General features: G+C 50.2%; 21 protein-coding genes. 12 read left to right on the forward strand and 9 right to left on the reverse strand.

The features are described 5' to 3' along the window. Positions 1-34: 34 nt before the first annotated feature. Together D8682_RS11380 and D8682_RS11385 are read left to right on the forward strand one after the other, a co-directional pair. Positions 35-1627: a DUF3300 domain-containing protein gene (locus D8682_RS11380; protein ID WP_121814293.1), complete on the forward strand. Its 1593-nt coding sequence runs from the start codon at positions 35-37 to the stop codon at positions 1625-1627. An 11-nt stretch (positions 1628-1638) separates the two neighbouring features. Then, positions 1639-2484, forward strand: a complete 846-nt coding sequence (locus D8682_RS11385) for a DUF2950 domain-containing protein (RefSeq protein ID WP_121814294.1) — start codon at positions 1639-1641, stop codon at positions 2482-2484. Positions 2485-2534: 50 nt separating this feature from the next. Here the strand turns inward: D8682_RS11385 and lpdA are convergent, their stop codons facing one another. From lpdA to pdhR, 4 genes are all read right to left on the reverse strand, one after another. Further along, positions 2535-3962: a dihydrolipoyl dehydrogenase gene (gene lpdA / locus D8682_RS11390; RefSeq protein WP_162303013.1), complete on the reverse strand. Its 1428-nt coding sequence runs from the start codon at positions 3960-3962 to the stop codon at positions 2535-2537. Between the two features lie 201 nt (positions 3963-4163). After that, entirely contained in the window at positions 4164-6041 is a 1878-nt protein-coding gene (gene aceF, locus D8682_RS11395; RefSeq protein ID WP_064539880.1) for a pyruvate dehydrogenase complex dihydrolipoyllysine-residue acetyltransferase, read from the reverse strand. Between the two features lie 15 nt (positions 6042-6056). Then, the gene (gene aceE / locus D8682_RS11400; protein ID WP_064539882.1) at positions 6057-8720 is read right to left on the reverse strand and encodes a pyruvate dehydrogenase (acetyl-transferring), homodimeric type; all 2664 of its coding nucleotides are present in this window, start codon (positions 8718-8720) and stop codon (positions 6057-6059) included. Positions 8721-9103: 383 nt separating this feature from the next. After that, on the reverse strand, positions 9104-9868 hold the full coding sequence (gene pdhR, locus D8682_RS11410; RefSeq protein ID WP_064539884.1) for a pyruvate dehydrogenase complex transcriptional repressor PdhR: 765 nt from the start codon (positions 9866-9868) through the stop codon (positions 9104-9106). A gap of 585 nt (positions 9869-10453) precedes the next feature. Here pdhR and aroP point away from each other — a divergent pair. The 3 genes from aroP to D8682_RS11425 all read left to right on the forward strand — a co-directional run bounded on the left by aroP (position 10454) and on the right by D8682_RS11425 (position 14357). Then, a complete protein-coding gene (aroP, locus tag D8682_RS11415; protein ID WP_064539886.1) occupies positions 10454-11812 on the forward strand; it encodes an aromatic amino acid transporter AroP in 1359 nt (452 codons plus the stop codon). A gap of 178 nt (positions 11813-11990) precedes the next feature. Further along, positions 11991-13391, forward strand: a complete 1401-nt coding sequence (locus tag D8682_RS11420) for a glycoside-pentoside-hexuronide (GPH):cation symporter (protein ID WP_121814296.1) — start codon at positions 11991-11993, stop codon at positions 13389-13391. A 9-nt stretch (positions 13392-13400) separates the two neighbouring features. After that, positions 13401-14357: a family 43 glycosylhydrolase gene (locus tag D8682_RS11425; RefSeq protein WP_064539890.1), complete on the forward strand. Its 957-nt coding sequence runs from the start codon at positions 13401-13403 to the stop codon at positions 14355-14357. An 18-nt stretch (positions 14358-14375) separates the two neighbouring features. Here D8682_RS11425 and ampE read toward each other — a convergent pair whose 3' ends face one another. Together ampE and ampD are read right to left on the reverse strand one after the other, a co-directional pair. Further along, a complete protein-coding gene (gene ampE / locus D8682_RS11430) occupies positions 14376-15230 on the reverse strand; it encodes a beta-lactamase regulator AmpE (protein ID WP_064539892.1) in 855 nt (284 codons plus the stop codon). Then, positions 15227-15790 (reverse strand): 1,6-anhydro-N-acetylmuramyl-L-alanine amidase AmpD, encoded by a 564-nt coding sequence (gene ampD, locus D8682_RS11435; protein ID WP_064539894.1) that lies wholly within the window; start codon positions 15788-15790, stop codon positions 15227-15229. The genes ampE and ampD overlap by 4 nt, the downstream gene beginning before the upstream one ends. A gap of 83 nt (positions 15791-15873) precedes the next feature. Here ampD and nadC point away from each other — a divergent pair, with 83 nt between their 5' ends. From nadC to hofC, 4 genes are all read left to right on the forward strand, one after another. Next, on the forward strand, positions 15874-16764 hold the full coding sequence (gene nadC, locus D8682_RS11440; protein ID WP_064539896.1) for a carboxylating nicotinate-nucleotide diphosphorylase: 891 nt from the start codon (positions 15874-15876) through the stop codon (positions 16762-16764). Between the two features lie 190 nt (positions 16765-16954). Beyond that, positions 16955-17404 carry a prepilin peptidase-dependent pilin gene (ppdD, locus tag D8682_RS11445; protein WP_064539899.1) on the forward strand — a complete coding sequence of 150 codons (450 nt, stop codon included), beginning with the start codon at positions 16955-16957 and terminating at the stop codon, positions 17402-17404. Positions 17405-17407: 3 nt separating this feature from the next. Further along, the gene (gene gspE, locus D8682_RS11450) at positions 17408-18787 is read left to right on the forward strand and encodes a type II secretion system protein GspE (RefSeq protein ID WP_064539900.1); all 1380 of its coding nucleotides are present in this window, start codon (positions 17408-17410) and stop codon (positions 18785-18787) included. Next, positions 18780-19985: a protein transport protein HofC gene (gene hofC, locus D8682_RS11455; RefSeq protein WP_121814297.1), complete on the forward strand. Its 1206-nt coding sequence runs from the start codon at positions 18780-18782 to the stop codon at positions 19983-19985. Before gspE ends, hofC begins: the two co-directional genes overlap by 8 nt. A gap of 32 nt (positions 19986-20017) precedes the next feature. Here hofC and D8682_RS11460 read toward each other — a convergent pair whose 3' ends face one another. Beyond that, a complete protein-coding gene (locus D8682_RS11460) occupies positions 20018-21061 on the reverse strand; it encodes a GMP reductase (protein WP_064539904.1) in 1044 nt (347 codons plus the stop codon). Between the two features lie 185 nt (positions 21062-21246). Here D8682_RS11460 and coaE point away from each other — a divergent pair, with 185 nt between their 5' ends. From coaE to yacG, 3 genes are read left to right on the forward strand one after another with little or no spacing between them, the layout of a single operon-like run. Continuing rightward, the gene (gene coaE, locus D8682_RS11465; RefSeq protein WP_064539906.1) at positions 21247-21867 is read left to right on the forward strand and encodes a dephospho-CoA kinase; all 621 of its coding nucleotides are present in this window, start codon (positions 21247-21249) and stop codon (positions 21865-21867) included. Further along, positions 21867-22610, forward strand: coding sequence for a cell division protein ZapD (zapD, locus tag D8682_RS11470; RefSeq protein ID WP_064539908.1), 744 nt, complete (start codon positions 21867-21869; stop codon positions 22608-22610). Before coaE ends, zapD begins: the two co-directional genes overlap by 1 nt. 9 nt (positions 22611-22619) lie before the next feature. Further along, on the forward strand, positions 22620-22817 hold the full coding sequence (gene yacG / locus D8682_RS11475) for a DNA gyrase inhibitor YacG (RefSeq protein WP_064539910.1): 198 nt from the start codon (positions 22620-22622) through the stop codon (positions 22815-22817). Here yacG and mutT read toward each other — a convergent pair. Together mutT and secA are read right to left on the reverse strand one after the other, a co-directional pair. Further along, positions 22814-23203, reverse strand: coding sequence for an 8-oxo-dGTP diphosphatase MutT (gene mutT, locus D8682_RS11480; RefSeq protein ID WP_064539912.1), 390 nt, complete (start codon positions 23201-23203; stop codon positions 22814-22816). The two genes, yacG and mutT, sit on opposite strands and share 4 nt — an antisense overlap. 64 nt (positions 23204-23267) lie before the next feature. Continuing rightward, positions 23268-25973 (reverse strand): preprotein translocase subunit SecA, encoded by a 2706-nt coding sequence (gene secA, locus D8682_RS11485; RefSeq protein WP_064539914.1) that lies wholly within the window; start codon positions 25971-25973, stop codon positions 23268-23270. Positions 25974-26007: the final 34 nt, after the last annotated feature.

Consider the following 26007-nt stretch of genomic DNA (forward strand, 5'->3'; position numbering starts at 1 on the left):
CACGGGTATCCTTCTGAATACCAGGAGAAGTTAAATGAAGTTGCCATTCAAGCCTCATATTTTTGCCCTTGTAGGGAGTGCTGTCATTTTAGCGGCATCCGGCATGCTATTTGTGAAAAGCCAATCCACGGAGGCGGCATCATCTCCGCCAGCTCCGGTTGCACAACCTGCAACGCCTGCTCCTGTGGCGGCACCCGCAGCACCCGTAGCAGGGGCGACAGCACCGCTAACCAATGCACCTACATTTACTACTGCCCAAATCGACCAATGGGTTGCGCCTGTTGCGCTATTCCCTGACCCGCTTCTATCGCAAGTGCTAATGGCGTCAACCTATCCGGCGAACGTCGTTCAGGCGGTGCAATGGTCCCATGACAACCCGAAGCTACAAGGTGATGCCGCCGTTCAGGCTGTCTCAAATCAACCCTGGGATCCGAGTGTAAAATCTCTGGTCGCTTTCCCGCAATTAACAGCGCTGATGGGTGAAAATCCGCAATGGGTGCAAAATCTGGGTGATGCGTTCCTCGCACAACCTAAAGATGTCATGGATTCCGTGCAGAAATTGCGTTTGATGGCGGAACAGACGGGTACTCTGAAAACCACTCCGCAACAAACGGTGACCACTACCCCTGTTACGGTAAACCAAAATACGACGGTTCAAGAGCCATCCACTACCAGCGCAGCTCCGGCTCAGGTTATAAAAATCGAACCCACTAATCCGGAGGTCGTTTATGTTCCTACTTACAACCCAACGACCGCGTACGGTACCTGGCCAAATACCGCTTATCCGCCTGTCTATCTTCCACCTCCCGAAGATCAGTTCGGTGACAACTTTGTTGATGGGCTCGGATTTGGCCTTGGTATCGTGACCACTGCGGCTTTATTTGGCAGCATCGACTGGGATGATGACGATTACGATGGTTATCATGGTGGTGGTGGTGGCTATAACCGTAATGGGGACAACAACATTAATATTGACGTTGACCGTTACAACCGCGTTTCCGGGCAGCAACTGGCCAAGGGCAGCAATGTGCGCTTCCAGCATAACCCAGCCTACAGGGATGGGGTTGGCTATCAATCCAACGCAGTATCTCAACGATATAACCGGACTAATACTGCAGGTGGGCTGAGCGCAACGCCTAATGCCGCAACAGTCAACCGTGATGCCCAGCGGCAAGCGGCCAGGACGCAAATGCAGCAGACTCAACGGAAAGACGCAGGCACAGCAGCACAGCGCACTACCCGCGACACTCAGCGTCAGGCATCTTCCCAACAAGTGAACAAAATTGCTCAGCGCAATAATTATCGGGGTTACGACAGCCCTAACACTGACGCACGCCGTAACGCCGCGAAGACTCAGGCCAACCGTTCAACGAATCAACAAACACAGCGTCGTCAGGAAGCAGCCAGAACCCAGACGCGAGAAACCCAGAATCGGGCCACGACCAATACCAGGCCACGTCAGCAACAAACGAGGTCTGCATTAAGCGGTAACGACAGCCGTTCCCCTTCCTGGCAGGCGCAGAACCAGCGTGGCCAGCAAAGTCTTAACCGCTCATCAGCTAACCGTGAGCAACGGAGCCCTTCCAGAGAACGTAGTTCTGGGCATCGTGAAGTTAATCGCCGTTAAAAGGAGGCATCATGAAAAATCGTATGAAGTTATGTGCATTAGTAATGCTTATGCTGCCTGCCTTTGTTCAGGCACAGCAGTTGTTCACTACACCTGAACTGGCAGCCACCTCATTTGCCGACGCTGTCATTAGTCAGGATGAAGCCGCACTGACCAAGGTGCTGGGTGATAACTGGCGGCAGTATCTTCCCGATGACAAAGCCGATCCTGAAGCAGTGGCTCGTTTTGTTCGTGACTGGAAAGTGAGCCATAACATTGAGCAGAAAGGTGAAACTGCGCATCTGAATGTTGGGCACGAAAACTGGCAATTGCCTATCCCGATAGTAAAAACCGATGCGGGCTGGCACTTCGATATGCAGCAGGCGGCGGATGAAATTCTCACGCGCACTATTGGCCTTAACGAGCTTTCCGCGATTCAGGCGATAGACGCTTATGTCGCGGCACAGGAAGATTATTATCAGCTCAATCAGCAATATGCCCAGAAATTTGTCAGCAGCGAAGGTAAGAAGGATGGATTGTACTGGCCACTCACACCGGGTGAATCTCCCAGCCCTCTCGGCCCAAGTTTCAGTCCTGAGCATCCTGGCATGGGCTATCACGGATATCACTTCCGAATTCTTACAGCTCAAGGGGCAGACGCTGCGGGTGGTGAGAAAAACTATATTTCAGACGGGAAAATGGCAGCTGGCTTTGCGTTAATTGCCTGGCCTGTGGAGTATGGGGAAACAGGTATCACCACCTTTATGGTCGATAACCAGGGGGTGATTTATCAGAAGGATCTCGGTGAGCAAACGGCTGAAAAAGTGAAAGAGATAAAACAGTTCAACCCGGATAAAAGCTGGGAAGAAGACCAATAGTAACCCAATAAAAAAGCGGCCAAGGCCGCTTTTTTATTACCATCAAGCGCTTACTTCTTTTTCTTCGCTTTCGGGTTTGGCAGGTCGGTAATGCTACCTTCGAAGATCTCGGCAGCCAGACCTACAGACTCGTGTAGAGTCGGGTGCGCGTGGATAGTGAGCGCGATGTCTTCTGCGTCACAACCCATTTCGATAGCCAAACCAATTTCGCCCAACAGCTCGCCGCCGTTAGTCCCGACAATCGCACCACCGATAACACGGTGAGTTTCTTTGTCGAAAATCAGTTTGGTCATACCGTCTGCGCAATCGGAAGCGATAGCACGGCCAGAAGCAGCCCACGGGAAGGTGGCGGTTTCGTAGCTGATGCCTTTTTCTTTCGCTTCTTTCTCGGTCAGACCAACCCATGCAACTTCTGGTTCGGTATAAGCGATTGAAGGAATCACTTTCGGGTCGAAGTAATGCTTCATACCGGCGATAACTTCAGCGGCAACGTGACCTTCGTGAACACCTTTGTGCGCAAGCATTGGCTGGCCGACGATGTCGCCGATAGCGTAGATGTGCGGCACGTTAGTGCGCATTTGCTTGTCAGTGCGGATGAAGCCACGCTCATCAACTTCAACGCCAGCAGCGCCTGCATCCAGCAGCTTACCGTTAGGTACGCGGCCGATTGCCACCAGAACCGCATCGTAACGCTGTGGTTCAGCTGGGGCTTTTTTGCCTTCCATGGTGACGTAGATGCCATCTTCTTTGGCTTCAACCGCAGTCACTTTGGTTTCCAGCATCAGGTTGAATTGCTTGCTGATACGCTTGGTGAAGACTTTAACCACGTCTTTGTCGGCAGCAGGGATAACCTGGTCGAACATTTCAACCACGTCAATCTCTGAGCCCAGCGCATGGTACACAGTACCCATTTCCAGACCGATGATACCGCCGCCCATAACCAGCATGCGTTTTGGTACGGATTTCAGTTCCAGTGCGTCGGTAGAATCCCATACGCGTGGATCTTCATGCGGAATGAATGGCAATTGAATCGGACGAGAACCCGCCGCGATAATTGCGTTATCAAAAGTGATAGTTGTTGGACCATTCTCACCTTCAACAACCAGGGTGTTAGCGCCGGTAAATTTACCCAGGCCATTCACCACTTTAACTTTACGACCTTTTGCCATACCGGACAGGCCACCAGTCAACTGGTTGATAACCTTTTCTTTCCAGGTACGAATTTTGTCGATGTCAGTTTTCGGCTCACCGAAAACAATGCCGTGCTCAGCCAAAGCTTTTGCTTCTTCGATAACTTTAGCAACGTGCAGCAGGGCTTTAGAAGGGATACAGCCAACGTTCAGACAAACACCACCGAGGGTGCTGTAACGCTCTACAATGACGGTCTTCAGACCTAAATCAGCGCAACGGAATGCAGCAGAATAACCTGCCGGGCCTGCCCCAAGTACGACGACCTGAGTTTTGATTTCAGTACTCATCATGACCTCTTAATTTATTTCCGGCGGTCCCTGGTCTTTAACGCCCATCGCCACCGGGACGTTCTATCCGCACGCAGTTTACAAAATTGTTAACAATTTTGAAACAACAAACGGCAAACGAATTGTCCTTTGCATCAGATAATCTCGAACTGCATCACGAGATTACCAGAAAAAAGCCGACCGCAAGGCCGGCTTTTTGGCTTACATCACCAGACGGCGAATGTCGGCCAGCATATTGTTGATGATGGTGATAAAGCGCGCACCATCAGCACCGTCAATCACGCGGTGGTCGAAGGAAAGAGACATCGGCATCATCAGACGCGGCGTGAACTCTTTACCATTCCAGACCGGCTCGATAGCGGACTTGGAGACACCGAGGATTGCCACTTCTGGCGCATTAACGATTGGCGCGAAGTGAGTCGTCCCGATACCACCCAGGCTTGAGATAGTGAAGCAACCGCCCTGCATTTCGCCAGCAGTCAGCTTGCCATCGCGAGCTTTCTTAGAGATAGCCATCAGTTCGCGAGACAGCTCGCTGATGCTCTTCTTGTTCACGTCTTTGAAGACTGGAACAACCAGGCCGTTTGGCGTATCAACCGCAACACCGACGTTGATGTATTTTTTCAGCGTCAGCTTCTGACCGTCTTCGGACAGGGAGCTGTTGAAGCGAGGCATTTGCTCAAGAGCGGCAGCCACGGCTTTCATGATGAACACAACAGGAGTGAACTTCACGTCCAGCTTGCGCTTGGCCGCTTCATCGTTCTGCTGTTTGCGGAACGCTTCAAGGTCAGTGATGTCGGTTTTGTCGAAGTGCGTAACATGCGGGATCATTACCCAGTTACGGCTCAGGTTCGCACCAGAGATTTTCTGGATACGGCCCAGTTCAACTTCTTCGATTTCGCCGAACTTGCTGAAATCAATTTTCGGCCATGGCAGCATGCCTGGCAGACCGCCGCCAGTTGCAGCTGCTGGTGCTGTTTCAGCACGCTTAACCGCGTCTTTCACGTAAGCCTGAACGTCTTCGCGCAGGATACGACCTTTACGGCCAGTCCCTTTCACTTTCGCCAGGTTCACACCAAACTCACGCGCCAGACGGCGAATCAGTGGGGTGGCGTGAATGTATGCGTCGTTTTCAGCGAATTCAGTTTTGCCGGAAGCCTGAGCTGGTGCAGCAGCCGGTTTCTGAGCCGCAGGAGCCGGAGCAGCTGCTTCTTGCTTAGCGGCAGGAGCTGGTGCAGCGCCTTCCACTTCAAAGACCATAATCAGAGAACCAGTAGACACTTTGTCGCCAGTTTTGATTTTGATTTCTTTGACTACGCCTGCGAACGGAGCCGGGACTTCCATAGAGGCTTTGTCGCCTTCTACGGTGATCAGTGATTGTTCAGCGGCAACTTTATCGCCCACTTTAACCATCACTTCAGTCACTTCAACTTCGTCACCGCCGATGTCTGGCACGTTCACTTCTTTCGAGCCAGATGCCGCTGGTGCTGCTGCCGGAGCCGCTTCAGCTTTGGTTTCTGTGGCAGCAGGTGCAGCACCCGCTACTTCGAAGACCATAATCAGAGAACCGGTAGACACTTTGTCGCCAGTGTTGATTTTGATTTCTTTGACAACGCCTGCGAACGGTGCCGGGACTTCCATAGAAGCTTTGTCACCTTCAACGGTGATAAGAGATTGCTCTGCTTCTACTTTGTCGCCCACTTTAACCATGATCTCGGTAACTTCTACTTCGTCACCGCCGATGTCTGGCACGTTCACTTCTTTAGCTGCAGCTGCTGCCGGAGCGGCTGCTGGCGCTGCTTCTTTCTTCTCTTCAGCCGGAGCTGGTGCAGCTGGCGCTGCACCTTCGGCGGATTCGAAAATCATAACCAGTTTGCCGGTTTCAACTTTGTCACCCACCGCAACTTTGATCTCTTTGACCACGCCTGCTTGCGGAGAAGGGACTTCCATTGAAGCCTTGTCACCTTCCACGGAGATGATGGACTGGTCAACTTCAACCTTGTCGCCCACTTTCACCATGATTTCGGTAACTTCAACTTCGTCTGCACCGATGTCCGGTACCTTGATTTCGATAGCCATTTTATTCTTTACCTCTTATGCCAGACGCGGGTTGACTTTATCTGCATCGATGTTGAATTTGGTGATAGCGTCAGCCACCACTTTCTTATCGATTTCGCCACGTTTAGCCAGTTCGCCAAGTGCTGCAACAACCACATAAGATGCGTCCACTTCGAAGTGGTGACGCAGGTTTTCGCGGCTGTCTGAGCGACCGAAGCCATCAGTACCCAGTACGCGGTAATCGCTTGCCGGGATGAAGTTACGGATCTGCTCAGCGAACAGTTTCATATAGTCAGTAGATGCCACTGCTGGTGCATCGCTCATTACCTGAGCAACGTACGGTACACGTGGTTCAGCAGTTGGGTGCAGCATGTTCCAGCGCTCACAATCCTGGCCATCACGAGCCAGTTCAGTGAAGGAAGTTACGCTGAATACATCAGAGCCAACGCCGTAATCTTTAGCCAGGATCTGTGCCGCTTCACGTACGTGACGCAGGATGGAACCCGAGCCCATCAGCTGAACTTTACCTTTGCTACCTTCAACTGTTTCCAGTTTGTAGATACCTTTACGGATGCCTTCTTCCGCGCCTTCTGGCATGGCTGGCATGTGGTAGTTTTCGTTCAGCGTAGTGATGTAGTAGTAAATGTTCTCTTGCGCTTCACCGTACATACGCACCAGGCCGTCATGCATGATGACTGCAACTTCGTAAGCGTAAGATGGATCATAAGAGATACAGTTAGGGATAGTCAGAGACTGAATATGGCTGTGGCCATCTTCGTGCTGCAGACCTTCACCGTTCAGCGTCGTACGACCAGAAGTACCACCGACCAGGAAGCCACGCGCCTGTTGGTCACCCGCTGCCCAGCACAGGTCGCCAATACGTTGGAAACCGAACATGGAGTAGTAGATGTAGAACGGGATCATTGGCAGATCGTTGGTGCTGTAAGAAGTCGCAGCAGCCAGCCAGGAAGAACCTGCGCCCAGCTCGTTGATACCTTCTTGCAGGATCTGGCCTTTCTCGTCTTCTTTGTAGTATGCAACCTGCTCACGGTCCTGCGGGGTGTACTGCTGGCCGTTCGGGCTGTAAATACCAATCTGACGGAACAGACCTTCCATACCGAAAGTACGCGCTTCATCAGCAATGATTGGAACCAGACGGTCTTTGATAGACGGGTTCTTCAGCATTACGTTCAGGGCACGAACGAAAGCGATAGTGGTGGAGATTTCTTTGTTCTGCTCTTCTAACAGAGAGCTGAAGTCAGCCAGTGTTGGCAATTCCAGTTTCTCGGTGAATTTTGGCAGGCGAGTCGGCAGGTAGCCGTTCAGTTTTTCACGCTGGCCATGCAGATATTTGTACTCTTCGCTGCCTTCTTCGAACTTGATGTATGGCAGTTTTTCAATTTCGGCATCGGTCACTGGCACATTGAAACGGTCGCGAACATAACGCACGCCGTCCATGTTCATTTTCTTAACCTGGTGAGCGATGTTTTTACCTTCGGCAGTTTCACCCATGCCATAACCTTTAACGGTATGAGCCAGGATGACAGTTGCTTTGCCTTTGGTTTCTTGTGCATTTTTCAGTGCAGCGTAGATTTTCTTAGGATCGTGGCCGCCACGGTTCAGTGCCCAAATCTCATCGTCGGACATATCTTTAACCAGTGCAGCAGTTTCAGGATAACGACCGAAGAAGTGCTCACGTACGTAAGCGCCGTTTTTGGATTTGAAGGTCTGGTAGTCACCGTCAACGGTTTCGCCCATCAGCTGCAGCAGTTTACCGCTGGTATCTTTACGCAGCAGAGCATCCCAACGAGAGCCCCAAATCACTTTAATCACGTTCCAGCCAGCACCCGCGAAGATACCTTCCAGTTCGTTAATGATTTTGCCGTTACCGGTTACTGGGCCATCCAGACGCTGGAGGTTACAGTTGATGATGAAGCACAGGTTGTCCAGCTTCTCACGGGTTGCGATAGTGATCGCACCTTTGGATTCTGGCTCATCCATTTCACCATCGCCCAGGAACGCGTAAACGCGCTGTGCGGAAGTGTCTTTCAGACCACGGTGTTCCAGGTATTTCTGGAATTTAGCCTGATAGATAGCACCGATTGGACCCAGACCCATAGATACGGTCGGGAACTGCCAGAATTCAGGCATCAATTTCGGGTGCGGATAAGAGGACAGACCATTACCGTGAACTTCCTGACGGAAATTGTTCATCTGGTCTTCAGTCAGACGGCCTTCAAGGAAAGCACGTGCATAGACGCCTGGGGAGATGTGGCCCTGGAAGTACACCAGATCGCCGCCATCTTTCGCATTGCGTGCGCGGAAGAAGTGGTTGAAACACACGTCATACACGGTTGCAGAGGACTGGAAAGAAGACATATGGCCGCCCAGATCGAGGTCTTTTTTAGACGCACGCAGGACGGTCATGATGGCGTTCCAACGGATAGCAGAACGAATACGGCGTTCCAGCTCCAGATTCCCCGGGTATTCCGGTTCATCTTCAACGGCGATGGAGTTTACGTACTGACGGGCAGCAGAACCTTCTGCAACTTTTACTCCGCCTTTACGGGCTTCGCTCAGTAACTGATCGATCAGGTACTGTGCGCGCTCAACACCTTCTTCACGGATGACCGATTCGATCGCCTGTTGCCAGTCGCGAGTTTCGATCGGATCCACGTCATTTGGGAAACGTTCTGACATGGGTGGTATTCCTTATCTGTGTCTAATACGTTGATTATCTGGAACCTGTCCCATTGTGCTTTTTGCCCTTCATATTTCGGGTTGTCTCTTTGTTGGCAGCACTTCCTCACCCCAGTCACATAGTTAGGCTATGCTCCTGGGGATTCGCGCGCTTGCCGCCGCGATACACCCCGAACTATTTGGACAACACAAAGCACAATAAGACAGGTTCTGCGTTTAGTTGCCGCGCTCTAAAAATTGGCGCTTATATTTTACCCTTTAACATTCAGGTTGCTGGTAGGCGGCAAAGGAGTGAATCCCGATGAGCTTACTCAAGTAAGTGATTCGGGTGAACTCCTGTAGCCAACACCCCAGCAGCGTGAAGGATGAAGGGTAGAAGACTCTTATTCCTTACGTTGCTGCAAGCGCCGCAGAGAACGTTCTCGACGGCTCTGTTCGCGGTTGCGATCCAGCAATATTTCTTCGATAAATGCCAGGTGACGGTGCGACGCTTCACGCGCCTGCTCCGGCTGGCGAGCCATAATCGCCGCAAAAATACTGGCGCGATGGCTGCTCACTTGCGCCAGCATTTCACGGCGCGCATAGAGCAATTCAAAATTCTGACGAACGTTTTGTTCGAGCATCGGTGACATACAGCGCAACAAGTGTAGTAGCACCACATTGTGGGCGGCTTCGGTTACAGCGATTTGATACTGCATAACCGCATCGGATTCTGCATCCAGATCGCCGGACTCTTGCGCTTTTTGAATGGCTAAATGGCAATCGCCAATACGTTTGAGATCTTCGTCCGTACCACGTAAGGCAGCGTAATACGCAGCAATACCTTCAAGTGCGTGGCGGGTTTCGAGCAGATCAAACTGGGATTCGGGATGGTCAGACAGCAGTTCGACCAGTGGGTCGCTTAAACTTTGCCAAAGACTGTTTTGGACAAAAGTACCACCGCCCTGACGACGTAGCAGGAGCCCTTTCGCTTCAAGGCGTTGAATAGCCTCGCGCAGTGAAGGACGAGAAACGTCGAACTGTTTTGCCAATTCGCGCTCTGGTGGGAGTTTTTCGCCGGGACGCAAGGTTCCCTCGAGGATGAGAAACTCCAACTGCTGCTCAATCACATCGGATAATTTTGGTTGGCGGATTTTGCTGTAGGCCATGTATTCCCTGTCTCTGCCATTAGCGCTTATGCCCTTCAAACTTTAAATCATTCGGGGCAAAGTCAATTGGTATGACCAATTTCACATTCTTGACGCTAAAGTAACAAAGTATTCACCTTCTGTCCATATTGGTTTTGATTGAAATCATTAAACCCGGCACATTTTAACAACATTACAGAAATGACGTTTCATAACTGTAACTTTGCACAAATGTCACATTTACTCACACCCAGACGTATTTAACGTTTACGAAACAGTAAAAAGTGCTTTTTCTTGCAAATTGAAGCGATTCATCAGTTTAAAATATGAATATTAATTCACTGACATCGCTTAACCTGGATGAATAATTGACGAAGTGGAAAATGTGAGCGATATGACAACTGGTTTCTTTTTATTCAACTCGTCACGGCAATAATAGAAAGCAGGTGCAAATGCTGGCACTTACCACTATTCTTTGCGCTGCGGTAGTCTAATGCGCAAAATACTGGAATTAAAAACCGTAAAACAAACACTACACATTACGGAATTACAAACTTACATGTGCCGCTACGAGTACATAAATAAGAAAAGACACGAGGGTTAACAATGGAACAAGGCGACACGCTTAAACGCGGCCTTAAAAACCGCCATATCCAGCTCATCGCGCTGGGCGGAGCTATTGGGACAGGCCTGTTTCTGGGCAGTGCATCCGTCATTCAATCCGCCGGGCCGGGGATTATTCTTGGTTACGCGATCGCAGGCTTTATTGCCTTTCTGATCATGCGCCAGTTGGGTGAGATGGTGGTTGAAGAGCCTGTAGCAGGTTCATTTAGCCACTTTGCTTACAAATACTGGGGTGGTTTTGCCGGTTTTGCGTCTGGCTGGAACTACTGGGTGCTGTACGTGCTGGTCGCCATGGCAGAACTGACTGCCGTCGGTAAATACATTCAGTTCTGGTACCCGGAGATCCCAACCTGGGCATCTGCTGCGGTGTTCTTTGTGGTTATCAATGCCATTAACCTCACCAACGTGAAAGTGTTCGGTGAAATGGAATTTTGGTTCGCTATCATTAAAGTCATCGCTGTCGTCGCGATGATTCTGTTTGGTGGCTGGTTGCTGTTCAGCGACAATGCAGGCCCACAAGCAACAGTGCGCAACCTTTGGGAACAAGGCGGATTCTTGCCACACGGCTTCACTGGTCTGGTGATGATGATGGCAATTATCATGTTCTCCTTCGGTGGGCTCGAGCTGGTCGGTATTACGGCTGCAGAAGCGGATAACCCACACGTTAGTATTCCGAAAGCGACCAACCAGGTTATCTACCGTATTCTGATTTTCTATGTGGGCTCACTGGCAGTTTTGTTGTCTCTGATGCCGTGGACTCGCGTTACTGCTGATACCAGCCCGTTCGTGCTTATCTTCCACGAATTGGGTGACACCTTTGTTGCCAACGCGCTTAACATCGTGGTTCTGACCGCCGCACTGTCTGTTTATAACAGCTGTGTTTACTGCAACAGCCGTATGCTGTTCGGCCTGGCGCAGCAAGGCAACGCGCCAAAAGCATTCCAGAAAGTGGATAAACGTGGCGTGCCGGTGAATACCATTCTGGTCTCCGCACTGTTCACCGCACTGTGTGTCCTGATTAACTATTTGGCTCCAGCAGAAGCATTCGGCCTGCTGATGGCTCTGGTGGTTTCTGCACTGGTAATCAACTGGGCGATGATCAGCCTTGCACACATCAAGTTCCGTCGTGCGAAGGATAAAGAAGGGATGAAAACCCGTTTCCCTGCCCTGTTCTATCCATTAGGTAACTACATCTGTCTGCTGTTTATGGCGGCGGTGCTGGTTATCATGGCGATGACGCCAGGCATGGCGATCTCCGTATGGTTGATTCCTGTGTGGGTGGTGATTCTTGGTATCGGTTACTTCATCAAACAGAAGAACCTGAAGAGCGTTAAAGCTTAAGACTTTCTTCTTTGAATAAAGCGCCCCGGTGAGCCAACGCTTGCCGGGGCGCTTTGTTATCTACTTCACACTTCCTTTACAATGACAGTATTGTCCATCACTGCGCTGAATTACTGACACGCAATTATTCACCAATAGTTCAATACTCTTGTCCATATACTGGTCAGGAGCATTTCCAATGGAAAGCAGCAAATTATCGATTAAAGAAAAGATTGGCTACGGAATGGGCGACGCCGGGTGCAACATTATCTTTGGCGCCATAATGTTGTTTGTTAACTATTTTTACACTGACATCTTTGGCCTGGCTCCGGCACTCGTCGGCGTGATGCTGCTTTCTATCCGCGTTATTGATGCCGTCACCGACCCCATTATGGGCGCAATTGCTGACAGAACGCAGAGCCGCTGGGGGCGTTTTCGTCCATGGATTTTATGGATGGCTGCGCCATTCGCCTTCTTCAGCTACCTGATGTTTACCACACCAGACTGGGCTTATAGCAGCAAAGTTATCTATGCCTTCGTCACTTACTTCCTGCTGTCTTTAACCTATACCGCCATCAACATTCCTTATTGCTCACTCGGAAGCGTTATCACCAACGACCCGAAAGAACGCGTGGCCTGCCAGGCATATCGCTTTGTGATGGTCGGGATTGCCACGCTTATCCTGTCACTTTCACTGCTACCGATGGTTGACTGGTTTGGTGGCGGCGACAAAGCCAAAGGTTACCAAATGGCGATGGGTGTGTTGGCGGTACTGGGAATGTGTATGTTCCTGTTCTGCTTCACCACCGTTAGAGAACGTGTGCGCCCGGCTGTACCAAGCAACGACGATCTGAAGGCTGACCTGAAAGATGTGTGGAAAAACGACCAGTGGGTGTGCATTCTTCTGCTGACCCTGTGCAACGTCTGTCCTGGATTTATCCGCATGGCAGCCACCATGTACTACGTCACCTGGGTAATGGGGCAAAGTACCAGCTTCGCAACGTTGTTCATCAGCCTGGGCGTGGTAGGCATGATGGGCGGCAGTATGCTGGCGAAAGTGCTGACCGACCGCATTTGCAAACTGAAAGTGTTCTTCTGGACCAACATCGTACTGGCGATTTTCTCCTGTGGTTTTTACTTCCTCGACCCGCACGCCACCACGCTTATTGTAGTGATGTACTTCCTGCTCAACATTCTGCACCAGATTCCGTCACCGCTGCACTGGTCATTAATGGCTGACGTTGATGACTACGGCGAGTGGAAAACCGGTAAACGCATCACCGGTATCAGCTTCTCTGGTAACTTATTCTTCCTGAAACTGGGGTTAGCAATTGCTGGTGCGATGGTTGGTTTCCTGCTTTCCTGGTACGGTTACGATGCGGGTGCAAAACAACAAAGCGCCGACTCAATTAACGGAATCGTGATGCTGTTTACCATTATCCCTGGCGTCGGCTACCTGATTACCGCAGGCGTAGTGCGTCTGCTGAAAGTTGACCGTGAACTGATGCAGCGCATTCAGGCTGACCTTGAAAAACGCCGTATCAACTACCGCGAACTGAATGAATATCACGACAGCAAACCTGTTGAAGCCAAACTTTAAGGAAGCGTTATGAACCAGGAGCAATGGCCAAATCCCTTTATAGAGCAACGCGCTGACCCGTTTATTTTGCAACATGGCGATGGCTACTATTTTATTGCGTCAGCGCCGGAGTACGACAGACTGGAGATCCGCCACGCAGCAACTTTAAGCGAGTTGCCTAATGCACAGCCTTCCGTTGTGTGGCGCAAACCGAACCACGGCCCGATGAGCGAGCTTATCTGGGCTCCAGAACTGCATCATATCGACGGCAAGTGGTATATCTACTTTGCCGCCACCCATACACAAGAGCTGGATCAGCTAAATATGTTCCAGCATCGGATGTTTGCGCTGGAATGCGCAGACGCCGATCCGTTAAGCGGAAAATGGAGTGAAAAAGGCCAGGTAAAAACCCAATTCGACAGCTTCTGTCTGGATGCCACAACCTTTAAACATCAGGGCAAGCAATGGTATTTATGGGCGCAAAAAGATCCGAATATTGCCGGTAACTCGAATATCTATCTTGCCGAACTGGAAACGCCGTGGGCCATCAAAGGCACGCCTGTGATGTTAAGCAAGCCTGAACTGGACTGGGAATGCAGAGGTTTTCTGGTTAACGAAGGCCCGGCGGTGGTGGTTCATGGCGACAAGCTGTTTGTCAGCTATTCAGCCAGCGCCACCGACGAAAATTACTGTATTGGGCTGTTGTGGATCGACCTGAAAGCGGACCCAACCAACGTGGCTAACTGGCACAAATCTCCGCAGCCGGTGTTTACCACCAGCTACGAGAACAAACAGTTTGGGCCAGGGCATAACAGCTTTACCAAAACCAAAGACGGTAAGGATGTGCTGGTGTACCACGCGCGAAATTATACGGAAATTGAAGGTGACCCGCTGTATGACCCGAACCGCCACACACGTCTGAAAACACTCGAATGGGATGAAAACGGTATGCCAGTGTTTGGCATACCGCCTGCGGATAACCGTTAACCTGAGCGGCGCTCTGGCCTAAACCAGAGTGCCGTAAATAGTCAGCAACGCCACTACCACCAAAATCACCAAAGATGTTTTCTTCGCCAGAGAAACGGCGGCTTTCGGCGTTTTGATTTTATCGAGATGCGGCTCTCGTGCCAGTGAAAACTGGGCGAGTTGAGTCAGCACCTGATACTGCGAAGTATGACGGTCGGCCAGGGATGCAAACCACGCCGGAAGTGCCCTTTCACCGTGCCCCAGTAGCGCGTAAGCCACGCCAACCAGACGCACCGGCACCCAATCCAGCACATGCAGAATGGCATCAATTCCTGAATGCAGACGCTGCTGCGGCGTGTGATGACGAGCAAGCCAGGTCTGCCAGGCGCGCAGAAAAGCATAGCCCGCAAGCGTAACCGGCCCCCAAACTCCACCGACGATAAACCAAAAAAGCGGTGCGATATAAAAACGAAAGTTAATCCACAACAGCGCGTTTTGTAGCTCTTTGAGGTACTCACGTTCATCGCAGTCTGGCGGGATGCCATGAATCAGCGTCAGTTCACTCGCCATCGCATCACGCGCGTGGCTGTCGTCGTGGCTCGCTGCCTGCAAATAAGCGTGATAATGCAATCGAACCTGGCCTGCGCCAATACACAGCACGCCGAGCGCAATCCAGAAAACCAGCAACGGGACATTGAAGAACAAACCATGCAACGCACGAATACAGAGGAAAACCACCAGCATGCACAGGGCGGTCATCAAGATAGTGCGCATCAGCGAGAAGCTTTTTACTCGCCGAAAAAGCACTTCAAGGCGGTGATCTAACTGCCAGTGCTCACCCAGCTTAAACAGCCGCTCTGAAATCATCACCAGCAGCAATGTAAATAGCGTCATTTGTTCTCCTTGTTTGACGTGACCTCAACCGCCTGACGAAAACGCGACCAATCAAACGCGGGGCCTGGGTCTGTCTTACGATCCGGTGCAATATCGCAATGCCCCGTCATATTGTCAGCAATTGACGGATACGCCTGAATCAATGTTTCAGTGATAGCCGTAAGCTGTTGATATTGCGCATCAGTATAAGGCAGCGTATCGGTACCCTCCAGCTCTATACCAATGGAAAAATCGTTACAGCGCTCACGCCCCTGATACAAAGAAATACCCGCATGCCAGGCACGTTTATCAAAAGGAACATACTGAACGATTTTGCCATCACGGCGAATCAAACAATGCGCCGAAACGCGCAAATGGGCGATTCCGGCAAAATATGGGTGAGCCGTGGCGTCAAGCGTGCCACTAAACAAAGCATCAATCCATGGACCACCAAATTCTCCTGGTGGCAAACTGATGTTATGCACCACCAGCAGCGAAGGGGTTTCATCCTCCGGTCGGCAATCGAAATGTGGGGAAGGAACCTGCTTTACGCCCACTAGCCAGCCGTCTTTTAGCTGCATCCATAGTCTCCTCAGTAGTGGTACTTGACGTCGCATCAATGTAGCATGTTTCGACATTAACTAAGCCATTTCGGAGTTTTATCATGCCGCCTCGCCGTTATAACCCAGACCGCCGACGTGACGAGCTTCTCGAACGTATTAACCTTGATATTCCCCAGGCTGTTTCCCAGGCTTTACGTGAAGATCTGGGTGGTGACGTCAACCCTCAAAATGATATTACCGCGCAATTACTACCTGAAGAACATTGTTCCCATGCGGTGGTCATCACCCGTGAAAACGGCGTATTTTGCGGTAAACGCTGGGTTGAAGAAGTGTTCATCCAACTTGGCGGAGATGTCAAAGTCACATGGCATGTCGAAGATGGCGATCTCGTTGTGGCTGACCAGCCGTTGTTCGAACTGGCCGGCCTTTCGCGCGTATTGTTAACCGGCGAACGGACTGCGCTTAACTTTGTGCAAACGCTGTCTGGCGTCGCCAGTGAAGTTCGCACTTACGTCGACCTGCTGGCAGGGACCAATACGCAACTACTTGATACGCGTAAAACACTGCCAGGCCTGCGCACCGCGCTGAAATACGCAGTATTGTGCGGTGGCGGCAGCAACCACCGCTTAGGCTTGTCTGACGCTTTCCTGATTAAAGAAAACCACATCATCTCCTCGGGTTCGATTCGCCAGGCGATAGAAAAAGCCTTCTGGTACCATCCGGATGTGCCGGTAGAAGTTGAAGTTGAGTCGCTTGAAGAACTGGAACAGGCGCTGCATGCTGGGGCTGATATCGTCATGCTTGATAATTTCAACGTTGAAGATATGCGCCAGGCTGTCGCTATCACCGATGGCAAAGCCCGCCTGGAAGTTTCCGGCAACGTGACGAAAGAAACCATCCGTGAATTTGCCGAAACAGGTGTCGACTTTATCTCTGTGGGTGCGCTAACTAAACATATTCGCGCACTCGATCTCTCTATGCGCTTCCGCTAATGCCTGCCAGGCAGATGAGGTAATATTCATCTGCCTTTTTCTTCTCGTTTCGTCACCGCTCGCATTTTCAATGCTTCCCTATGCAAACCATAAATAAATCCTGGAAGACGCCTTCCTGATACTTCGACTCGCCCTCGTCTGAGCCATTTTTACGGCGCAAAGTGCCCGCAATCATATTCAGGAGCGGCACATGAACAAACAACATGGATTCACACTCATTGAGCTAATGGTGGTCATTGGCATCATTGCGATTCTTAGCGCCATCGGCATACCGGCTTACCAAAACTACCTGCGAAAAGCGGCACTGACAGACATGCTACAAACCTTTGTCCCCTACCGTACCGCTATAGAGCTTTGCGCGCTTGAACGAGGTGGAATTAGCGAGTGTGATGCCGGAACTAACGGTATTCCGCCCCCTAAAACGACCCGTTATGTCAGTGGTATGAGCGTTGAAAATGGCACGGTTACTCTGACAGGACAAGAAAGCCTGAATGGGCTTTCCGTTTCGTTAACCCCAAGCTGGAGTGACTCCGAGGGTGTGGAAGGTTGGACACGAACCTGCGCCACGACCGATGGCGGTTCGCTTAAACAGACTTGTGAAGAGGTTTTCCGTTTTGATAATAACCAGGCGGGAAACTAAGCCATGGAAAATCGGCAGATCCTCGCCCTGTGCAACCAATATCAAGCAGTATTACTTTCTGAAACTCCAACACTGCATATCGCCATTGCACCGAATCCGCCCGCGCAGTTTTTTGAAGCATTGCGTTTTATCTGTGATAAACCAGCAAACATTGAATACTGGCCAGTCGAGCAGTTGGAGAAAGCACGCCATTCAGGTGTTTCTGCCAACACAGCTGAAACAGCTGAAAATTTCGCGCCAGTGGTTAAGTTGCTACAAGAAACACTTCATAAAGCAATACAACTCCGTGCTTCAGACATTCACTTTGAGCCGATAGAGCAAGGCTACCAGATTCGTTTTCGCGTCGACGGTGTACTACAACTGCAACCCCTTCTACCCGCTCATCTGGCTGCACCATTAACGGCAAGGTTAAAAGTACTGGGAAGTCTGGATATCGCAGAGCGTCGCTTACCCCAGGATGGGCAAATGGAGATTGAAGTCGAACAGCACAAATGTTCATTTCGCATTGCTACGCTACCGGTGTATCACGGTGAAAAGGTCGTTCTACGTTTAATGACCCAAACCAAACAAACTTTTGAGCTTTCAGATTTGGGAATGTCACCGGATGACTGCACCCGTTTTCAGAGTTGTTTAGCCAACCCACAAGGCATGATTCTGGTCACCGGCCCCACCGGCAGCGGTAAAACCATCACACTTTACAGCGCACTAAAGATACTCAACCAGATTTCCAGCAACCTCTGTAGCGTAGAAGACCCGATAGAAATTCCGATGCGGGGGCTCAATCAAACGCAGGTAAACAGTAAAGCAGGGTTGAGTTTCCAGAGTGTATTACGCGCCTTACTGCGCCAGGATCCCGACATCATCATGGTGGGTGAGATTCGGGACGGTGATACCGCTGATATTGCCATTAAAGCAGCGCAAACTGGGCATCTTGTACTTTCAACACTCCATACCAACTCAACGGCTGAAACTGTGGTTCGCCTGCAACAAATGGGGGTGGAACGCTGGATGTTAGCCTCGGCGTTGAACATGGTGGTCGCACAGCGACTGGTTCGCAAACTCTGCCCTCACTGCAAGCAACAGCTTGCGGAAGACATCACGCTTCCGACAACACTCTGGAATCGAGCTTTACCCTACTGGCAGGCAGTCGGTTGTGAACGCTGCTACGGCGGCTTTTATGGGCGAAGCGCCTTGTTTGAAATTTTGCTTATCGACCCGCATCTACAAGCTGCGATTATCAAAGGCATGCCCGCTAATGAAATCGAAGCTTTGGCTCGTCAACAAGGTATGGAGACGCTATTCGAAAATGGTTGTCGAGCAGTGGAACAAGGGCTAACCACTCTCGAAGAGTGTTATCGGGTACTGGGTATACCTCATGGCTAAGTTTTTGCTTTGGCGCTGGAAAGCGATCGATCAATTCGGACAAGTACAGAAAGGAGCGGTATTGGCGGAGGATGCCACATCCGTTACCGATCAATTATTCAATGCCGATCTTCAGCTGTTGCATCTACGTAAAACCTCACACACCCGTCGTGGATGCTGGAATATTCAGCAAAAAATTCAAGTATTCCGCCAGCTTGCTACGCTACTTCAGGCAGGAATTTCCTTATCTGATGGATTAGTGCTTATTGCTCAGCAACATCCCTTTGAGGAATGGCGGGCTTTGCTAAAAGACATTGAGCAACGTGTTTCAAACGGTACACCATTTTCTGCCGCATTAAGGCAATGGCCGAAGATTTTCCCTGCGCTATTCATTGCCCTTATTCACATTGGGGAGTTAACGGGAAAGCTGGACGAGTGCTGTAAAAGATTAGCTGACCAACAAGAAAAACTGTATCAGCTGCGTAAAAAGGTCATGAAAGCCTTGCGCTACCCACTGTTTATTATAGTTGTCGCCTTACTTGTCACTATCGGAATGATGAGTTTTGTGCTGCCGGAGTTTGCCAATATCTATCGATCTTTTAACGCTCCACTGCCTGCCATTACGGCGATGGTAATGGCAGTGTCAAATTGGGTCACGACGCAAGGTTTGGGATGGTTATTGGCGTTTGTCATTCTGTTTGCCTGTGGATATTTTCTTCGGCGACGAAAACCTCACTGGCAAGAGTATGAGCAAAATCTTTTGCTGCACATTCCGCTGATTGCCCCACTTTGGCGAGGGCAAATTCTCAGCCAAATCTATACCACACTGTCACTCTCCCAGCAGGCAGGCATTCCTTTATTACAAGGACTTGAGGCGGTGGAAACGACACTCACTCCACTGCTGTGGAAAAAAGTGATCTCGCAAATTAGCGCCAAAGTGATCCAGGGTGTTCCGTTTTGGCATGCGCTCAATGAGAGTGAGCGATTCACAGCGTTGTGTTGTCAGCTGGTACGGGTTGGTGAAGAGTCAGGCTCTTTGGATTTGATGCTGGAGAAACTGGCGAGTTGGCATCACAACAATACTGAGGAACTGGCGGATAACCTGGCCGCAGCGCTGGAGCCAATCATGATGATCGTCGTGGGTATTATAATTGGGACACTAGTGATTGCGATGTATCTGCCTATTTTCCAGCTAGGAGATGCGATGAGTGCGGGATGACGGCGCGGCCAAAGCCACGCCGTTTATATCGCTTAGAGGCTATTGAAAACGCGGTTTTCCTGCTCATTCACACGAATGAACGTAGTACGTTTGGTCAACTCTTTCAGGCGAGAAGCACCAACGTAAGTACAGGCAGAACGCAGGCCGCCCATAATGTCACGAGCAGTGTTTTCAACCGGGCCGCGCAATGGCAGCTTAACGGTTTTGCCTTCTGCTGCGCGGTATTGCGCAACACCACCAACGTGGCGAGTCATTGCAGACTCGGAACTCATACCGTAGAACAGCATGAATTTCTCACCGTTTTCTTCAACGATTGTGCCACCGCTTTCGTCATGACCAGCCAGCATACCGCCCAGCATCACGAAATCTGCACCGCCGCCGAATGCTTTAGCAACATCGCCCGGCATAGTACAACCACCGTCGCTAACAATCTGGCCGCCAAGGCCATGAGCCGCGTCGGCACATTCGATAACAGCTGAAAGCTGTGGGTAACCCACGCCGGTTTTCACACGGGTAGTACAAACTGAACCAGGACCGATACCGACTTTAACGATATCCGCACCAGAGAGAATCAGCTCTTCGCACATTTCGCCAGTCACAACGTTACCCGCACAGATCACTTTATCCGGCCATGCTTCACGCGCTTTAGACACGAACTGAGTGAAGTGTTCAGAGTAACCATTCGCCACATCGATGCAGATAAATTGCAGCGCAGGGTTCAGGTTGAGAATTTGTTTGGTTTTCTGGAAGTCAGCATCAGATGTGCCGGTGGAAACCATCACGAACTTCAGGATGTTTTCTGGAACAGATTTAACGAAGTTGCTCCACTCTTCAACAGAGTAGTGCTTATGGACAGCAGTAAGGATATCAAACGAAGCCAACGCCTCGGCCATACCGAATGTACCCACGGTGTCCATGTTAGCAGCAATGATCGGCACACCTGACCATGCAATACCGGAGTGTTTGAAAGTGAATTGGCGCTCGAGCTCTACATCAGAGCGGCTTTTAAGAGTGGAACGTTTTGGGCGAATAAGAACGTCTTTAAAACCTAACTTCAAATCTTCTTCAATACGCATGTTGCAGATTCCTGGGTCGAATGGCGAAGGACGCGTGAACGCAATTGGCGATTTAGGCACCAATTCCAGTGACGCTATCATACGCACTATTAATGCCGCCGCAAGACTGCGAAAACAGTCTTTTTTGCGCTACAATCGTTAAAATTTACCTTAGAAATATGAAATCGCTTTAGGGTCTGGGTCTTATGGTTTATACGGTGGCATTAACGGGTGGGATTGGCAGTGGTAAAAGTACTGTCGCCGATAACTTTTCCCAATTAGGTATTACCGTAGTAGACGCAGATGTAATTGCTCGTCGGGTGGTTGAGCCAGGGCAACCTGCTCTTAGCATTATTTCTGACCATTTTGGCAAAGAGATTCTTCTTCAGGATGGCACTCTTAACCGCCGGGTTCTTCGCGAAAAGATCTTCTCTTCACCTGAAGAAAAACAATGGCTCAATGCGCTGCTACATCCACTGATCCATCAACGAACCCGAACTGAAATCAATGAGGCTCTTTCCCCCTACGTTTTGTGGGTTGTTCCGTTGTTAGTTGAGAATAATCTACAGCAAATGGCCGATCGCGTGCTGGTTGTTGATGTCTCGCCAGAGGTGCAAATCGCACGTACTATTGCGCGCGATAAAGTCAGTCGTGAACATGTGCAACAAATCCTTACTGCACAGGCGACACGCGAGGCGCGCTTGAGCGCTGCCGATGATGTAATTAATAATGATGGTGCCGCCGAACAGGTGGCCGCACATGTTGACCGTCTGCACCGCCAGTATCTGGAACTGGCGTCCCAGGCCGCACAGCAGGAAAATGAATAATGAGCACCCAGATTCTTTTTGAGCACCCACTGAATGAAAAAATGCGTACCTGGTTGCGTATCGAGTTCTTAATCCAACAACTCGACAGTTCATTACCGGTAGATGGGACTTCCAAAGCCCTTCATTTTTTCCGTAATGTCGGTGACCTGCTAGACGTCTTTGAACGAGGTGAAATTCGCACAGATATCCTCAAAGAGCTTGAGCGCCAGCAGCGTAAATTATTGAACTGGGCTGAGGTTCCTGGTGTAGATATGCAGCTTATCGATTCGCTGCGTAGCCAGCTCAAAGAACGCGGTAGTGTTTTAATGGCAGCGCCACGCCTTGGGCAGTCTTTACGAGAAGACCGTCTGATTGCCCTTGTTCGTCAGCGTCTAAGTATTCCTGGCGGATGCTGCAGTTTCGATTTGCCAACGTTACACATCTGGTTGTATTCGCCACAAGAGCAGCGCAATGCCCAAATTAATACCTGGCTTACGAGTTTGCAGCCGTTGAAGCAGGCATTGGATTTGTTGCTGGATATTATTCGTAATTCGGCTCCATTCCGTAAACAAACCAGCCTGAATGGTTTTTATCAGGATAACGGTGATGATGCTGATTTGCTGCGTTTACAGCTGGATCTCTCGTCCCAGCTCTACCCCCAGGTTTCTGGTCATAAAAGCCGTTTTGCAATCCGTTTCTTACCGCTAGATAGCGAAAATGGAATTATCCCTGAGCGTCTCGATTTTGAGCTGGCATGCTGTTAAGGAGCGAATATGTCTGAACTTACTAAAGTAAACTGCCCTGGTTGTGGCAAAGTCGTTGTCTGGAATGAAGCCAGCCCGTATCGCCCATTTTGCAGTAAACGTTGCCAGCTGATTGACTTAGGTGAATGGGCCGCTGAGGAAAAACGTATTCCAAGCAGCGGCGATTTGTCAGAGAGTGATGACTGGAGTGAAGAAGATTTACGTTAGCTCTGCTGTAATTTTCTGATAATCGGTTCATTTGCTGGTGGGAAATCTGCTGCCACCAGCGCATTCTGTGTAACCCACTGCCCCGGTTGCCCTTCTTTGCCCCACGGCTCGCCTTCCCAGCTCTCCACCATGAAAAACCACAGCGTGATATGTCGGTCCGGGAACTGGTAAGCCAGTTTATCAAACAGCGTAAACCCAGTGACCGTGATGCCTGTTTCTTCATGTAGCTCGCGAACTAATGCTTGCTCTGGCGTTTCATCAACTTCGATTTTCCCACCGGGAAACTCCAGCTTATTTGCCATATGAGCGTCAGCAGCTCGCTGAGTGATAAAAATCTGCCCTTGGGAATTGCGAATGATCCCGACGGCTATTTCTAGTTGTTTCATTTTTGTGCAGGTGCTCCATAGAAAAAAGGCGCAGCAAGCTGCGCCTTCGTCAACAATACAGTTCTTAGCTTAAACGGCCATGACACTGCTTGAATTTTTTACCGGAACCGCATGGGCACGGATCGTTACGACCCACTTTGCGCTCACCCGTCTCTGCTGCCAGTGATTCCGCAGCCAGCGTGTCGTCATCCTGATGGCTCAACTGCTGCATCTGCGCCAAACGCTCAGCTTCATCACGACGCTGTTGTTCCATCGCTTCTACTTCTTCAGGCATACGAACCTGAACTTTGCTCAATGTACTGATAACTTCATATTTCAGAGCTTCGAGCATAGAAGCAAACATGGCAAAAGATTCACGCTTGTATTCTTGCTTAGGATCTTTCTGCGCATAACCACGCAAGTGGATACCCTGACGCAGATAGTCCATAGCCGCCAGGTGCTCTTTCCACAATGAATCCAGGGTCTGTAGCATCACGCCTTTTTCGAAATGACGCATCATTTCAACGCCAACCACTTCTTCTTTACGCTGATACACTTCCATTGCGTTTTGCAGAATACGCTCACGCAGAGTTTCTTCATGCAGCTCAGGCTCTTTATCCAGCCACTCTTTAATTGGCAGCTCGAGGTCAAAGTCGTTTTTCAGGCGTTCTTGCAGACCTTCAACATCCCACATTTCTTCGAGTGATTGCGGTGGGATGTGCGTGTCGATTGTCACTTTAAAGACATCTTCACGGATGCTGTTGATGGTTTCGCTAACGTCGCTCACGTCCAGCAATTCGTTACGCTGGCTGTAGATCGCACGACGTTGGTCGTTCGCCACATCATCATATTCGAGAAGCTGTTTACGGATATCGAAGTTACGGCTTTCAACTTTACGTTGTGCGTTAGCAATTGCCTTAGTGACCCATGGGTGTTCAATCGCTTCGCCCGGCTTCATGCCCAGTTTACGCATCATGCCTGAAACACGATCGGATGCGAAAATACGCATCAGTGAATCTTCCATAGACAGGTAGAAACGCGATGAACCCGCATCACCCTGACGACCGGAACGGCCGCGCAACTGGTTATCAATACGGCGAGATTCGTGACGCTCAGTACCGATGATATGCAGACCACCAGATGCCAGAACTGCGTCATGGCGAATCTGCCAGTCAGCTTTAATCTGCGCGATTTGCTCAGGCGTTGGGTCTTCAAGCTCAGCGACCTCAGCCTGCCAGCTACCACCCAGTACGATATCCGTACCACGACCAGCCATGTTGGTTGCAATGGTCACTGCGGCAGGATAACCCGCCTGCGCCACGATACCGGCTTCGTTAGCGTGGAACTTAGCGTTCAGAACATTGTGTTTGATACCCGCTTTGGTCAACTCAGCAGAAACCACTTCGGATTTTTCGATAGAAATGGTACCAACAAGAACGGGCTGACCGTTAGTAGTACGCTCTTTAATATCTTCAATGATTGCCATAATCTTGTCTGCTTCAGTCATATAGACCAGATCAGGCATGTCTTTACGGATCATTGGACGGTTAGTCGGCACAACGATAGTATCGAGTTTATAGATAGAGCTAAATTCGAATGCTTCGGTATCCGCAGTACCCGTCATACCGGCCAGTTTTTCATACAGGCGGAAGTAGTTCTGGAAGGTAATAGATGCCAGCGTCTGGTTTTCGTTCTGAATGTCGACGCCTTCTTTAGCTTCAACAGCCTGGTGCAGGCCATCAGACCAACGGCGGCCTTGCATGGTACGACCGGTGTGTTCATCAACGATGATAACTTCGCCATCTTTAACGATGTAATCAACGTCACGGGCGAACAGCACATGCGCACGCAGTGCTGCAGTCACGTGGTGCATCAGCATAATGTTCGTCGGGGAGTACAGAGACTCACCTTCTTCCATAATGCCTTCCTGTACCAGTAACTCTTCAACCAGTACCAGACCGCGTTCAGTAATGTTTACCTGACGAGATTTTTCGTCTACGGAGAAGTGGCCTTCACCCTGGAAAGTATCAGAATCTTCTTTTTCCTGACGGATCAGGCTCGGGATGATTTTGTTTACTTTACGGTACATCTCGGAGCTGTCTTCAGCAGGACCGGAGATGATTAGCGGCGTACGCGCTTCATCAATAAGAATTGAGTCAACCTCATCCACCAATGCGTAGTGCAGTTTACGCTGTACACGTTCTTCAGGGCTGAACGCCATGTTGTCACGCAGGTAGTCAAAACCGTATTCGTTGTTGGTGCCGTAAGTGATGTCAGCGGCATAAGCTTCACGCTTTGCCGGAGCTGGCATGTTTGGCAAGTTAATGCCAACGCTCAGACCGAGGTATTCGAAAAGCGGACGGTTGTTTTCGGCATCACGCTGGGCCAGGTAATCGTTCACTGTAACCACGTGAACACCACGGCCACTCAGCGCATTCAGGTATGCTGGTAGAGTTGCGGTCAGTGTTTTACCTTCACCTGTACGCATCTCTGCGATACAGCGATCGTTTAGTACCATACCGCCAAGCAGCTGCACGTCGAAGTGACGCATCCCGAATACACGCTTACTAGCTTCACGAACAACCGCAAAAGCTTCTGGGATCAGATTTTCAAGTACTTCACCTTTCGCAAGACGAGCACGGAACTCATTCGTTTTGGCTTTTAATTCATCATCGGAAAGTTTTTCAATTTCCGGTTCCATACTATTGATCAGGGTGACAACTTTACGCATACGACGCAGAGTGCGGTCGTTACGACTACCGAAAACTTTAGTTAATAATTTGATTAGCATGATTAATTCTCAAACGCCTGCCATCAGGGCAGAG

Source organism: Buttiauxella sp. 3AFRM03 (assembly GCF_003675305.1).
Classification (GTDB): domain Bacteria; phylum Pseudomonadota; class Gammaproteobacteria; order Enterobacterales; family Enterobacteriaceae; genus Buttiauxella; species Buttiauxella ferragutiae.

What these genes read in the sequence shown, in the direction of transcription:
- D8682_RS11380 (WP_121814293.1), top strand. Translation starts at nt 35, where the DNA reads ATGAAGTTGCCATTCAAGCCTCATATTTTTGCCCTTGTAGGGAGTGCT.
- D8682_RS11385 (WP_121814294.1), top strand. Translation starts at nt 1,639, where the DNA reads ATGAAAAATCGTATGAAGTTATGTGCATTAGTAATGCTTATGCTGCCT.
- lpdA (WP_162303013.1), bottom strand. Translation starts at nt 3,962, where the DNA reads ATGAGTACTGAAATCAAAACTCAGGTCGTCGTACTTGGGGCAGGCCCG.
- aceF (WP_064539880.1), bottom strand. Translation starts at nt 6,041, where the DNA reads ATGGCTATCGAAATCAAGGTACCGGACATCGGTGCAGACGAAGTTGAA.
- aceE (WP_064539882.1), bottom strand. Translation starts at nt 8,720, where the DNA reads ATGTCAGAACGTTTCCCAAATGACGTGGATCCGATCGAAACTCGCGAC.
- pdhR (WP_064539884.1), bottom strand. Translation starts at nt 9,868, where the DNA reads ATGGCCTACAGCAAAATCCGCCAACCAAAATTATCCGATGTGATTGAG.
- aroP (WP_064539886.1), top strand. Translation starts at nt 10,454, where the DNA reads ATGGAACAAGGCGACACGCTTAAACGCGGCCTTAAAAACCGCCATATC.
- D8682_RS11420 (WP_121814296.1), top strand. Translation starts at nt 11,991, where the DNA reads ATGGAAAGCAGCAAATTATCGATTAAAGAAAAGATTGGCTACGGAATG.
- D8682_RS11425 (WP_064539890.1), top strand. Translation starts at nt 13,401, where the DNA reads ATGAACCAGGAGCAATGGCCAAATCCCTTTATAGAGCAACGCGCTGAC.
- ampE (WP_064539892.1), bottom strand. Translation starts at nt 15,230, where the DNA reads ATGACGCTATTTACATTGCTGCTGGTGATGATTTCAGAGCGGCTGTTT.
- ampD (WP_064539894.1), bottom strand. Translation starts at nt 15,790, where the DNA reads ATGCAGCTAAAAGACGGCTGGCTAGTGGGCGTAAAGCAGGTTCCTTCC.
- nadC (WP_064539896.1), top strand. Translation starts at nt 15,874, where the DNA reads ATGCCGCCTCGCCGTTATAACCCAGACCGCCGACGTGACGAGCTTCTC.
- ppdD (WP_064539899.1), top strand. Translation starts at nt 16,955, where the DNA reads ATGAACAAACAACATGGATTCACACTCATTGAGCTAATGGTGGTCATT.
- gspE (WP_064539900.1), top strand. Translation starts at nt 17,408, where the DNA reads ATGGAAAATCGGCAGATCCTCGCCCTGTGCAACCAATATCAAGCAGTA.
- hofC (WP_121814297.1), top strand. Translation starts at nt 18,780, where the DNA reads ATGGCTAAGTTTTTGCTTTGGCGCTGGAAAGCGATCGATCAATTCGGA.
- D8682_RS11460 (WP_064539904.1), bottom strand. Translation starts at nt 21,061, where the DNA reads ATGCGTATTGAAGAAGATTTGAAGTTAGGTTTTAAAGACGTTCTTATT.
- coaE (WP_064539906.1), top strand. Translation starts at nt 21,247, where the DNA reads ATGGTTTATACGGTGGCATTAACGGGTGGGATTGGCAGTGGTAAAAGT.
- zapD (WP_064539908.1), top strand. Translation starts at nt 21,867, where the DNA reads ATGAGCACCCAGATTCTTTTTGAGCACCCACTGAATGAAAAAATGCGT.
- yacG (WP_064539910.1), top strand. Translation starts at nt 22,620, where the DNA reads ATGTCTGAACTTACTAAAGTAAACTGCCCTGGTTGTGGCAAAGTCGTT.
- mutT (WP_064539912.1), bottom strand. Translation starts at nt 23,203, where the DNA reads ATGAAACAACTAGAAATAGCCGTCGGGATCATTCGCAATTCCCAAGGG.
- secA (WP_064539914.1), bottom strand. Translation starts at nt 25,973, where the DNA reads ATGCTAATCAAATTATTAACTAAAGTTTTCGGTAGTCGTAACGACCGC.